Raw genomic sequence first — 12208 nt, 5'->3', positions numbered from 1 at the left:
TCGGCAGCGTCAGATGTGTATAAGAGACAGGGTCTCGATGCCCGCCTTGCCGGATTCGTAACCCCAGCCGGACTGCTTGTATCCGCCGAACGGCATCGAGTGGTCGAACTGCATCTGACAGTTCAGCCCGACCGTTCCCGCCTTGAGCCGCTTGGCCAGTCGATGGGCCCGGCCCAGGTTGGACGTCCACGCGGTGGCGGCCAGTCCGTAGCTGCTGTTGTTGGCCAGGGCGATCGCCTCGTCGTCGTCGTCGAACGGCAGGATCGTGACCACCGGGCCGAAGATCTCCTCCTGGAACAGCCGGCTGGAGTCGGGGTCGACGCCGGTGACCACGGTCGGGTGCACGAAGTAGCCCTTGCGGTCCAGCCGATGGCCACCGGTGACCAGCTCGTTGCCGTCGGCCTTGCCCTGCTCCAGGTAGCCCAGCACCCGGGTCAGCTGCTTCTGGCTGATCAGCGGACCGACCATGACACCCTCGTCCTTCGGGCCGCCGAGCTGCATCATGTTGGCCATGTTGGCGATGCCTTCCACAACCCGCTCGTAGACGCCGCGCTGAGCGAAGATGCGCGAGCCGCACACGCAGGCCTGGCCGGAGTGCACGAAGGTCCCGAACGCCGCCATGGTGATGGCCATGTCGATGTCGGCGTCGTCGTAGATCAGCACCGGTGACTTGCCGCCGAGCTCCAGGGTCACCTTGTTGAGATTGCTTGCGGCAGAAGCGCGCACGATCTCACGACCGACCTCGGTGGAGCCGGTGAACGCGACCTTGTCCACATCGGGATGCGCGGTGATCGCCGCACCGGCGGTGTGGCCGTACCCGAGCACCATGTTGACCACGCCGTCGGGCACGCCGGCCTCGCTCAGGATGCGGTCCAGCACCAGCGCGGACAGCGGGGTCTCCTCGGCCGGTTTGACCACACTGCTGCAGCCGGCGGCCAGCGACGGCGCCAGCTTCGCGCAGAAGTTGAAGACGGGCCCGTTCCACGGGAAGATCAGTCCCACCACGTCATAGGGCTCGCGCAGTGTGTAGACGTGCTGATGCGACTCGATGCCGGTGAGGCCACCGGTGTTCACGTCCCGTGCGATGCCGTCGATCTTGGTACACCAACCGGCGTAGTAACGGAACCACTCCGAGCCCACCTTGGTGATGATGGCGGCCTGCGAGGCCGGAATGCCGGCGTTGATCGACTCGAGTTCGGCGAGGACCTCGGCGTTCTCGTCGATGAGGTCGGCGACCTTCCAGAGCACCTTGGCCCGGTCATAGTCGGCCATCTGCGACCACACCCCGGACTCGGCGGTGGCCTTGGCCCGGGCGACGGCGTCGTTGACCGCTTCGGGCCCGCAGTCGGTGAATTCGGTCAGCTGCTCTTCGGTGGCCGGATCGATGATCGGAATCACGTCTCCGGTGCCGGGGACCTTGCGAATGTCGTCCAACACCGACTGCACCGACATGGATAATCCCCTTCTCGCATTCGGATAATTGCGTTTGCACGAGGGTATGTGGTTCCCCGGCCGATGTCTAGGGTTCGCGATCGGGGCCGAGCTGCAGTGGTTGGGCGAGGGTCAGCCGAGCGGCTCAGTTGTGGCCGAAGCCATGCGCGCAGAAGTCCCAGACTTCCTCGGCGGTCAGCGGGTTGACCGCCGGATCGGCTGAGGCCGGGCTGGATTGGGCGTTGAACATGACCGTCTGCATGACCATGGCCGCCACCCGCCGGGGATTGGTTCCGGTGCGCAGCCGGCCGGCGTCGGCGGCTTGTTCGGTCAGCTCGGCGAGCAACTCCAACAGTGGCGTGTGGGCGACCCGGACCTCGACGGGGTGGGTCAGCAGCAGCGTCGGGGCGAAATCGGTGAAGAGCGGACGTTTGGCGGCCGGGTCCGGGCGCGACGACTCGAACAGCAACTCGACGGCGACCTTGACGCGTTCCAGCGGATCGGCGTGATTGGCCGTCGCGGCGCGGATCTGGTCGGCGGCTCGGCTCAGTGCGTCTTCGAAGAGCGCCAGCAGCAGCTCGTGCTTGCCGTCGAATTGCAGGTAGAAGCTGCGCAGCGATTGGCGGGAGCGGTCCACGACCTCCTGGACGGTGAAGTCCGTGCTGCCCTTTTCGATGATGATCGACTGTGCGGCATCCAGAAACCGCTGGACGCGTTGCGCCGCGCGGATCTTCGCCGTCTTGATTGAGCGTTCGACCGCGCGCTGCTTCCAGGCGGGTTCCTCGCTCGGATTGGTCACCGGCGTTCCGGACGCTGCGGTGACCGAGACATGGCGCAACTGTACTGGACATATCGGCGCCGGCGTCGCAGCGCACCGGCGTGGGGGCGACGATTCAGAGATCGTAACTTCTCCATTCGAGAATGATATTCTCATATCCGCGTCTAGGGAAGCGGACGAGCAACATCGGCGGCCGCATTCGAATCGGGTATCCCGGGCGCCCGAGTCGAGGAGTTCTGCGTGCAGCTGACCTTTGATCCTGAAGTCGAGAACTTCCGGGCCGAGTTCTCGGCTTTCCTCGACGAGCATCTGCCCTCCGATGCCGACGCAGTGGAGCGGTCGCATTCGTGCTCGGACGTGCCGGACTGGGCCCGCCACTGGCAGCGACTGTTGTTCGACAACGGCTGGCTGCTGCCGGCGAATCCGCCTGAATTCGGCGGCCGCAACGCGACGATTCTGCAGCAGTACGTGCACTCCGAAGAACTGTCCCGACGGCGCATCTACCCCAGCTTCAACCCGCAAGGTGTTGGCATCGTCGCCGCCTCACTGTTGTCGTTCGGCACCGAGGAGCAGAAACATCGTTGGGCGGTCCCGATTCTGCGGGCCGAGATCACCGCGTCGCTGGGGATGAGCGAGCCCGGTGCCGGGTCGGACCTGGCCGGTCTGCAGACCCGGGCGGTGCTCAACGGCGACCACTTTGTGGTCAACGGACAGAAGGTCTGGACCTCCGGCGCCCACGACGCCGACGTACTGCTGACGTTCGTACGCACCGACCCCGATGCGCCCAAGCACAAGGGCATCAGTGTGCTGCTGATCCCGACCGACGCCGAAGGCGTTGTGCGACGGCCCTTTGCATCAGCGTGTGCGTACGACGACATCGACTTCAACGAGGTGTTCTTCACCGACGTTCGGGTACCCGCCGAGAACTTGGTGGGGCCGCTCAACGGCGGTTGGGGAGTGGCCAACGGCTCACTTGGTCATGAACGCACGCTGTTGTGGATGAGCTTCGCCGAGCGGCTGCGCGATCTGATTCATGACTTCCACCCGGCCGGTCCGCTGGACCGTGACCGCTTTGCCACGCTGCTGATGGACAACGAGGCGCTGCGGCTGCTCGGCTCGGTGGCACTGGCGCAGGCCGCGCGCGGTGAGCAGGATGTGCCCGCACTGTCGGTGCTCAAGCTGCTGGGTTCTGAAGCCGTGCAGAACGCCGCGGAACACGCACTCGACAACGCGGGTGCGGCCGGCCTGATCCACCCCGGCAGCTCCGGTACCTACATGCCGCTCAACGAGGATCACGCCTCTGGAAGCTGGTTCGACCGCTACCTGCGCAGCTTCTCCGGAACCATCGCCGGTGGTACCTCGGAGATTCAGCGCAACATCATCGCGCAACGGGTGCTCGGCCTGCCGCGCTAGCCGCGACTGGCTCACCCCCTCGCGAGCGGCATTTCACCGACGCCGTAACGGCGTGTCTCGTCGCGAAATTGCCACTCGGCGAAGGTCAGAGCTGCACCATGCGCGGCGCCGAGCCGCGGGCCCGCAGACCGCCGCCGACCTGGCGGGTCAATTCGCGGGAACTTCCGAGCAGGCCGTCGAGCACCAGTACCCGCTCGATATGCCGGTGCAGCTCGTGTTCCTCGGTGAAACCGACACCGCCGAGCACCTGCTGGCAGTGCTTGGCCGCGGTCAGCGCAGCTTTGCCCGCGGCGGCTTTGGCCAACATGGAAGTCAGGTCCGGGCTGTCGATGACGGGCACGCTAAGAGTGGCTTCGGCGCCCTCGATCGCGACCAGGGTCTCGGCCAGCCGATGCCGAACGGCCTGAAACGACGCGATCGGCTTGCCGAACTGCACCCGGTCGGTTGCGTGCTGGCGGGCCAGCGCCAACATCGCCCGCGCCGAGCCGACCAGCCACCATCCCACCGCGCGGCGGGCCTCACCCAGGCGCATCAGTTCCCCGCCGGGTATCTGGCGCAGCGGAAGCCCGCCAAGAACGGGGTTGGGGTCGCGCTCGCTGCGCTCCCAGATCACCCAGCTGCCACCGGCATAGGGCATCGGGGGAGTGCCGCCGGGCAGGCCGCCGATGGTCTCCAGGATCACGTCGTTGAGTACCGAGGCGTGCGCCCCGGTCTCGCCGAGCAGCCGGAACACCAGCGGGATGGCCAAGTCCGGTTCTTCGGAAAGCATCTCCGCCCAGCCGAGTTCGGCCAATGCCTGGTCCAGCGCGGCGCCGGATGACGACGCCATGGTCTTGCGCAGGGTGTCTTCCAGCAGAGCGAGCGAGGCGGTGTCCATTCCGGCGGTCATCGTCACTCCTTCGGCAGGTCGAGCAGTCGTCGGGCGATGATGTTGCGCTGAACCTCGGCGGTGCCGCCGTAGATGGTGGCCGCCCGGGAGTAGAGGTACTCGGCGCGCCACTCGCCCTCGTCCAGCTCGATGACGCCCGGCAGCAGGTCGCGGGCGGTGTCATAGAGCAACTGTTCGGCGCTGGCCAGCAACACCTTGTCGACCGAGGTGTCCGGGCCCAGCCGATGACCGTCGGCCAACCGGTGCTGGGTGGCCCGGGAGCGGCAGCGCAACGTGTGCAACGCCAGATACACCGCCCCCAAGTCGTTGTCGACCGCGGCGCCCTGGCGCTTCACCTCGGCGATCAGCGCGTCGAAGCGTGAGTACAGGTAGGCGATGCGCTGCCAGAAGCAGGTGGAGCGCTCGTAGGGCAGCAGGTCCATGGCCAACTGCCAGCCGTCGCCGGGCTTGCCCAGCATCCGGGAGTCATCGACAACGACATCATCGAAGTAGACCTCACAGAACTCGTCGACGCCGTGCATGGTGCGCAGCGGGCGCACATCGATACCGGAGGTGTCGGTGTCGACGAAGAAGGCGGTGATAGCCCGGTGATTCGGCGTATCCGCGTCCCCCGTGCGGGTAAGCAGGATGCAGCGCTGCGAGTACTGGGCGAAGCTGGTCCAGACCTTCTGGCCGTTGATCACCCACTGGTCGCCCCGTGGGACGGCACGGGTGGTCAGTGACGCCAGGTCGCTGCCCGATCCCGGCTCGGAAAAGCCTTGGCACCATTGCTCCTTGCCGCTGAGCAACTTGGGGACCATCTCCGCGGCCAGCTCTGGGGTGGCGTAGTCGATCATCGTCGGCGCCAGCACCTCGAGCATGGAGTAGGGCCCCGGCTCGGCGAGCCCGCGGCCGACGACCTCTTCGCCGACGACCGCCCGCAGCATCGCCGGACCGCCAAGGCCGCCGGCCTCGACCGGCCAGCCATACCGCATCCAGTCGGCCTCATACAGTGCCGCGCATACCCGGCCGAACTGTTTGATGTGGGCTTCCAGGGAGCGATCAGGCCCTGGGGTCAGGTCGTTGTCGTCGAGCCAGGATCGCAGATCTGCTTGGAATTTAGAGACGCTCATTTCGATGAGGGACGGCCGATCGCGTGCGGGCGTCCGGAATCGTGGACACCGCTGCGGCGGATGAACGTCATCGCCCGGGTCTTCAACCGCCAGCCGCCGGCAGTGCGCACATAGGTGTCGTTGTAGTAGCCGATCCGCATGTCGTGGCTGGCGTGGTCGATGAAGCACAGCGGCTGAGTGCCGGTCGCGCTGTCGCCGTCCAATTCGATCACCGGGGTGCCGGTCATGAACAGGCCCTTGGGTGCGGCATCGACCAGTACCGGAAACCGGTCCAACGAATAGGTTTCGCCGAAGGCGCTGTAGGTACCGTCCGGGGTGAACACGGCCACCAGTCCGTCGATGTCGCCCTGGGTGATGGTGACCGCGTAGCGGGCCAGCGTCTGCTGGATCTCGACCAGGTCGTCAGTTCTTGTTGACATATACCTTGCCGCCTTTCATGACGAAGTTCACGTTCCGGGTGACGGTGATGTCGGCCAGTGGATCCCCGGGAACCGCAATGACATCGGCCAGTAGCCCTTCGGCCAGGCGGCCGCGGTCGGCTGCGTTGATGAGCTCAGCGGCGGTCACCGTCGCCGCGCGCAGGACGGCGGCCGGCGGCATGCCCCACTCCACCAGGGTGACCAGCTCATCGGCATTGCGGCCATGCGGGATCGCTGGCGCATCGGTGCCGACAGCGATCTTCACCCCGGCCTCATAGGCCGCCTTGATCGACGTGCGGGCCTTGGGAAACATCTCGGCGGCCTTGGCCTGCAGTTCGGCCGGTGCCTTGGACACGTCCATGGCCTCGGCCAGTCGCCGCGTAGTGACCAGAAAGCGGTCGTTGTCGACAAGCATCGCAATGGCTTCGTCATCCATCAGGAAGCCGTGCTCGATGCAGTCGATACCGCAGGCCACCGCGTGTTTGACGGCCTCGGCGCCATGGGTGTGCGCGGCCACGCGCAGTCCCCGCCGGTGCGCCTCGTCAACGATCACCCGCAGTTCTTCGTCGGAGTAGTGTTGTGCTCCCGCCTCTCCGGTCAGGGACATGACACCGCCGGAACAGCACACCTTGATCAACTGTGCGCCGTGTTTGATCTGGTAACGCACCGCCTTGCGGATCTCGTCGACACCGTTGGCGATGCCTTCCTCGACGGTCAGCTCCAGCACGCCCGGCATGAACGCCGCGAACATCGTCGGATCCAGGTGTCCTCCGGTGGGGGTGATCGCGTGTCCGGCCGGCACCACGCGGGGGCCCTCGATCCACCCGGCATCGATCGCCTTTGCCAGCGCCACATCGAGCAGGTATCCGCCGGTTTTGACGAACAGTCCCAGGTTGCGCACCGTGGTGAACCCGGCGCGCAGGGTGCGCCGGGCATTGCCCACCGCACGCAGCACCCTGGTCGGTGGGTCATCCTGCACCTGGGACAGCCCTGGATTCTCGCCGCGGCCGCCCATCAGCAGGTTGACTTCCATATCCATCAACCCGGGCAGCAGGATCGAGTCGCCGAGGTCGATGACCTCGTCGTCGCTGCCGGCTGGGCGCTCGCCGACTCCGACGATCCGCTCGCCGTCGATATGCAGCACACCGGGCCGGACGATCTCGCCGGCGACGACATCCAGCAGCCCGGCCGCCTTGAGCGTCAGCACCCCTAGATCACCGGCTCGCTCAGCAGTTCCACCCACGCTGCGCCGCTGTCCGGGACGCGCGGCTGTTTCCACGCCTCGATCGGGAACGACACCATGACCAGGGACTGCATGATGTGCATGAGAGTCTTCGCGTCCTCTGGCAAGTCGTCCAGCGGGAACTTGTCGCAGTACGTGACGACGTCATCAAGCATCGGGAACGCGACATCGTAGAACTGCTGCATCTCAGCCATGGATGACGCCAGCCGCTTGGCGTAGCGTTCGGGTTCATGAGCCAGGTCCCAGTCCAGATACGGTTCCAGGGCGGCGAATTCAGACGGTAGCGGCACTTTGGTACTCCTTCACGAAGTCGCGGTTCACCTTGTGCAGGTGGCGGATGAGGATCTCTTGGTCGCACAGCAGGAAGTCCTTGACGGCCTTGGTGCCGATCATGGTCTGGGTGGCTTCCAACGTATTGGCGTCCTGTAGCGCGTACTCCTTGAACGTGACGGCGGCCAGCTCCTGGGCCAGGCGTTCGCGGGCATTCTTCGGCGGCACGAAGTACAGGTTGGCCTCGAAGGTGTGCTTGTCGACGGCGGTCGGCCAGTACTGGTAGGTCAGATACCAACCTGGCTCCCAGATCAGCAGCATGAAGTTCGGGTAGAACAGCCACGAGTCGATGCCCCACTGCGGCACTCGCTTGACGTTCACGCCTGGCGGCAGCTCCTTGAGGTTGGCGATGGGCTCCGGCTTGTCCCACGGGCCGAACAGCCCGCTGCGCAGTACCTGGTCCAATGGCTTGACCATGGACATGTCGGGAGGCGGTGCCTGTCCACCCCATGTCGACTGCAGGCTGTGCGGGCCGGCCAGCTCGTAGTGCAGCGCTTCGTAGCCGAACTTCTGGATCTTGGCGGCTTCTTCCTTGGTGTACTGCCCCTGGTGCAGGATCGGCGCGTGGTAGAACTCGATGAACGCGTCGATGAACAGCTTCCAGTTGCTGCCGACTTCAGCGCGGTAGGAGTAGGTTTCGGTCATCTCGCCGAATGGGTAGCCCTCGATCCCCTTGGCCAGCGGCCCGAGGTAGTCGGCGAGCGGTTGCGCGTCGTCGTCGAAGTTGACGAAGATGAAGCCCTCCCAAACTTCGCAGCGCACCCCGGCCAGGCCGTAGTCGGTCTTGTCGACGTTGAAGAACTCGTCCTCCTGCTGGACGAAGGTCAGGTCTCCGTCCAGGCTGTAGCGCCAGGCGTGGTACTTGCAGGTGAACTGCCGGCAGATCCCGGAGGTCTCCTCGTTGGGGAAGTCGTTCCACACCAGCTTGTTTCCACGGTGGCGGCAGATGTTGTGGAAGGCCCGGACCACGCCGTCTTTGCCTTTGACGACGATGATCGAGGTGCCCTTGCACACCGACGGCAGCTCCCGAGTGAAGTAGCTACCGGTCTTGGGCAGCCGTTCGACGCGTCCCACGTTGATCCACGTGCGCTTGAAGACCGCCTCGCGCTCGGCTTCGAAGAACGCGGGGTCGATGGAGTCGCTGTAATCGACTGGCTCGGTGCCCAATTCGGGATAGCTCTGCGTCCAGCTGCCGGCAGCCGGCTTGGGGAAATGCGCCACGGTACTACCTCTCTGATTCGGGTTTTTCGTCAAGTTCGACACCAAAGGTGTTGAATGCCATGGCCAGCATGCTGTAGCAGCCGACCGTGAAGACGAGTTCCATCAGTTGTTGCTCGTCCAGGTGTTTGGCGAGGACAGCCTCGGTGGCGGGGGAGAGTCGGGAGGTCTCGTCGAGTTCGTCGGCTGCGTTCACCACGGCTTGGTGCAGCTCGCCGCGTCCCGTGCCGTGCTGCAGGTCTTCGATGTCGGAGTCGGTGAGGCCGGCTTCTTTGCCGATCGTGATGTGGTGCACCCACTCGTATTCGCAGCCGCGGCGGTGGGCGGTCCGCAGGATCGCAAGTTCGCGAAGGTTTCCGGGCAGCGATGAGCGGTACAGCAGTTCGACATTGAATTTGAGAAAGGCCCGGGCCAGCTTCGGGTGGTGAACCAGCATGGTCATCGCCGACCCGGCGTCGCGGGGGTTGCGCCGATCGGCGGTCAGCACCTGGGCCAGCGCACGCTGGACCGCCTCCTCGTCCCACTGGGACTCCGACAGCGGAGTCAGGCGCATCGGTTCCTCCTCGCTTGCGAGAATCACATTCTCATATTTGACCAACAGATTTCCATGTTTGACTCGATTGGTCAACACTTCGTCGTTTGTGCAGGTGGGGCGCGTAGGTGCAACGTCGCTCGCCGCGCCTGGTCGCGCCGCGGGCGCCGCAACGCCGCGACCTTGCGCGAAGGTTGATTCTCCGAAAACGGGAAGATAGTTTTCATTGGAGACGTCGTTGGGGCGGCCCGCTGTGCCGCGCCCGGAACGGAGGATGGCCGTGCACAAGGACGACATGATTCTGATCAGCGTTGACGACCACACCGTTGAACCACCGGACATGTTCGCCAACCACCTGCCGCGCAAGTACCTCGACGACGCGCCGCGTCTGGTGCACAACGCGGATGGTTCCGACTCCTGGCAGTTCCGCGACGTGGTGATCCCTAACGTCGCGCTCAACGCGGTCGCGGGCCGGCCCAAAGAGGAGTACGGGCTGGAGCCGCAGGGCCTCGATGAGATCCGGCCCGGTTGCTACAACGTCGACGAGCGGGTCAAGGACATGAATGCCGGCGGCATTCTGGGATCGATCTGCTTCCCGTCGTTCCCCGGCTTCGCCGGCCGGCTCTTCGCCACCGACGACGCGGACTTCTCGGTGGCGCTGGTGCAGGCCTATAACGACTGGCACATCGACGAGTGGTGCGGGGCCTATCCCGGGCGTTTCATCCCGATGGCGATACCGGTTATCTGGGATGCGCAGAAGTGTGCCGACGAGGTGCGGCGGGTGTCCAAGAAGGGCGTGCATGCCTTGACGTTCACCGAGAACCCGGCTGCGATGGGCTACCCGAGTTTTCACGACGCGTATTGGGACCCGCTGTGGCGGGCGCTGTGCGACACCGACACGGTGCTCAATGTGCACATCGGATCTTCCGGCAAGCTGGCCATCACCGCGCCCGATGCGCCGATGGACGTGATGATCACCCTGCAGCCGATGAATATCGTGCAAGCCGCCGCGGATCTGTTGTGGTCCAGGCCGATCAAGCAGTACCCGGATCTCAAGATCGCCCTGTCCGAGGGCGGCACCGGGTGGATCCCGTACTTCCTGGAGCGCGTGGATCGCACCTACGAGATGCATTCGACCTGGACCGGTCAGGACTTCGGCGGGAAGGTTCCCTCCGAGGTATTCCGGGAGCACTTCCTGACCTGTTTCATCTCCGATCCGGTGGGTGTTCAGCTGCGGCACCTGATCGGTATCGACAACATCGCCTGGGAAGCCGACTATCCGCACAGTGACTCGATGTGGCCCGGAGCGCCCGAAGAGTTGTGGGATGTGCTGACCGCCAACAACGTCTCCGATGACGACATCAACAAGATGACCCACCAGAACGCGATGCGTTGGTACTCATTCGACCCGTTCGGCCACATTCCCCGCGAGCAGGCCACCGTGGGGGCGCTGCGGAAGGCTGCCGTGGGGCACGATGTCTCGATCCGTGCGCTCAGCCACCACAAGGATGGCGATCGTCAGGCGAACGCGTTGATGGAAGCCGCGCGGTCGAACAGCTGAGTCGGCCCCGGCGGCTTGGACAACATTGACGGGCGCCGTCGGGATATGAAATTCTGTTCACCGGTTACGAGAATGTGATTCTCGGATGTGAGAGGGAGCGGAACGGCTCGATGGATCCAGACACGATCGACTTCTTCACCGACCAAACGGTGGTCAGCGACCCGTACCCCTATCTGCGCGCGCTGCGGGAACGCTCGCCGGTAACCCGCGAACCGCACCACGGTGTGACGATGGTGACCGGCTGGGACGAGGCGACCGCGGTGGCCGGCAACGCCGAGGTCTTCTCGTCGTGCATCGCGGTGACCGGCCCGTTCCCCGGCTTCCCGGTGCCGCTCGACGGCGACCTGGGGGGCGAGACCGTCGCGGGCCTGATCGACAAGCATCGCGACGAACTGCCGTTCAGTGACCAACTGCCGACCCTGGATCCTCCGACGCACACCAACCATCGTGCGTTGCTGATGCGGCTGCTCACGCCCAAGCGTCTCAAGGAGAACGAGGACGCCATGTGGGAGCTCGCCGATGCGGTACTCGACGATTTCCTCGCGCCCGGCGCCGGCGAATTCATCGGCGGCTTCGCGGCCCCGTTCACCCTGCTGGTCATCGCGGAACTGCTGGGCGTCCCGGATGAGGACCGTGACGACTTCGTCAAGAACATGCACCGCAACGTCGGCGGTGGGATCGGCAGCACCGATGCAAAGGCGTTGGCGCACAGCCCATTGGAGTACCTCTACGCTACCTTCGCCGGCTACGTCGCCGACCGCCGCCGTGCGCCGCGCGGAGACGTGCTGACCGGCATGGCGGAGGCGACGTTCCCCGACGGTTCCGTCCCAGACCCGATGGATGTGGCCAAGGTCGCCGCCAACGTCTACTCGGCCGGCCAGGAAACCACGGTGCGACTGCTCGGCTCCGCACTGAAGATCATCGGGGAGCGGCCCGACATCCAGCAGCGTCTCCGTGAGGACCGCAGCCTTATCCCGAACTTCATCGAGGAGGTGCTGCGCTTCGAGACCCCGGTCAAGGGCGATTTCCGGCTCTCCCGGGTGGATGCCGAGATCGGCGGAGTCCACGTCCCGGCCGGCACCACGCTGATGGTGCTGGCAGCCGCGGCGAATCGGGATCCGCGCCGCTTCGCCGACCCGGACACCTTCGACCCTGCCCGCCCGAATGCCCGTCAGCACATCACCTTCGGCCGCGGCATCCACAGCTGCCCCGGCTCGCCGCTGGCCCGCGCCGAAACCCGCATCGCCATCGAGCGGCTGCTGGACCTGTCTCTTATACACAT

Annotated in this window: 12 protein-coding genes; 3 read left to right on the top strand and 9 right to left on the bottom strand. The window is 65.3% G+C overall.

The genetic code is table 11. The features are described from left to right. Positions 1 to 9: 9 nt before the first annotated feature. Complete coding sequence (locus LI94_RS17435) at positions 10 to 1452, bottom strand: aldehyde dehydrogenase family protein (RefSeq protein WP_046301972.1); 1443 nt, start codon at positions 1450 to 1452, stop codon at positions 10 to 12. Positions 1453 to 1576: 124 nt separating this feature from the next. Further along, the gene (locus LI94_RS17430; RefSeq protein ID WP_046301975.1) at positions 1577 to 2230 is read right to left on the bottom strand and encodes a TetR/AcrR family transcriptional regulator; all 654 of its coding nucleotides are present in this window, start codon (positions 2228 to 2230) and stop codon (positions 1577 to 1579) included. A 219-nt stretch (positions 2231 to 2449) separates the two neighbouring features. Between LI94_RS17430 and LI94_RS17425 the strand changes: the two genes are divergently transcribed. Continuing rightward, positions 2450 to 3622 carry an acyl-CoA dehydrogenase family protein gene (locus LI94_RS17425; protein WP_046301971.1) on the top strand — a complete coding sequence of 391 codons (1173 nt, stop codon included), beginning with the start codon at positions 2450 to 2452 and terminating at the stop codon, positions 3620 to 3622. 85 nt (positions 3623 to 3707) lie between these two features. Here LI94_RS17425 and LI94_RS17420 read toward each other — a convergent pair whose 3' ends face one another. Genes LI94_RS17420 through LI94_RS17390 form a run of 7 tightly spaced genes read right to left on the bottom strand, consistent with a single transcriptional unit; the run spans position 3708 to position 9386 of the window. Next, a complete protein-coding gene (locus LI94_RS17420) occupies positions 3708 to 4511 on the bottom strand; it encodes an acyl-CoA dehydrogenase family protein (protein ID WP_046301970.1) in 804 nt (267 codons plus the stop codon). A gap of 2 nt (positions 4512 to 4513) precedes the next feature. Beyond that, complete coding sequence (locus LI94_RS17415; RefSeq protein ID WP_046301969.1) at positions 4514 to 5623, bottom strand: acyl-CoA dehydrogenase family protein; 1110 nt, start codon at positions 5621 to 5623, stop codon at positions 4514 to 4516. Further along, positions 5620 to 6042, bottom strand: a complete 423-nt coding sequence (locus tag LI94_RS17410; RefSeq protein WP_024440909.1) for a nuclear transport factor 2 family protein — start codon at positions 6040 to 6042, stop codon at positions 5620 to 5622. The genes LI94_RS17415 and LI94_RS17410 overlap by 4 nt, the downstream gene beginning before the upstream one ends. Next, positions 6026 to 7249, bottom strand: a complete 1224-nt coding sequence (locus LI94_RS17405) for an amidohydrolase family protein (protein ID WP_024440908.1) — start codon at positions 7247 to 7249, stop codon at positions 6026 to 6028. Before LI94_RS17405 ends, LI94_RS17410 begins: the two co-directional genes overlap by 17 nt. A gap of 2 nt (positions 7250 to 7251) precedes the next feature. Further along, complete coding sequence (locus LI94_RS17400) at positions 7252 to 7575, bottom strand: hypothetical protein (RefSeq protein WP_024440907.1); 324 nt, start codon at positions 7573 to 7575, stop codon at positions 7252 to 7254. Further along, complete coding sequence (locus LI94_RS17395) at positions 7559 to 8836, bottom strand: aromatic ring-hydroxylating dioxygenase subunit alpha (protein WP_024440906.1); 1278 nt, start codon at positions 8834 to 8836, stop codon at positions 7559 to 7561. Before LI94_RS17395 ends, LI94_RS17400 begins: the two co-directional genes overlap by 17 nt. Before the next feature lie 4 nt (positions 8837 to 8840). After that, on the bottom strand, positions 8841 to 9386 hold the full coding sequence (locus LI94_RS17390; protein ID WP_046301974.1) for a carboxymuconolactone decarboxylase family protein: 546 nt from the start codon (positions 9384 to 9386) through the stop codon (positions 8841 to 8843). A gap of 259 nt (positions 9387 to 9645) precedes the next feature. On the opposite strand from LI94_RS17390, the gene LI94_RS17385 reads away from it, so the two are divergent. Further along, the gene (locus tag LI94_RS17385; protein WP_046301973.1) at positions 9646 to 10926 is read left to right on the top strand and encodes an amidohydrolase family protein; all 1281 of its coding nucleotides are present in this window, start codon (positions 9646 to 9648) and stop codon (positions 10924 to 10926) included. A 110-nt stretch (positions 10927 to 11036) separates the two neighbouring features. Beyond that, on the top strand, positions 11037 to 12208 hold a 1172-nt coding region (locus LI94_RS17380), incomplete at its 3' end, for a cytochrome P450 (RefSeq protein ID WP_046301968.1).

This window comes from Mycobacterium sp. UM_Kg27, assembly GCF_000972905.1.
Taxonomy (GTDB): Bacteria; Actinomycetota; Actinomycetes; order Mycobacteriales; family Mycobacteriaceae; genus Mycobacterium.
The sequence above is the reverse complement of the archived record's forward strand: the minus strand, read 5'-3'. Positions and strand labels throughout refer to the sequence as shown.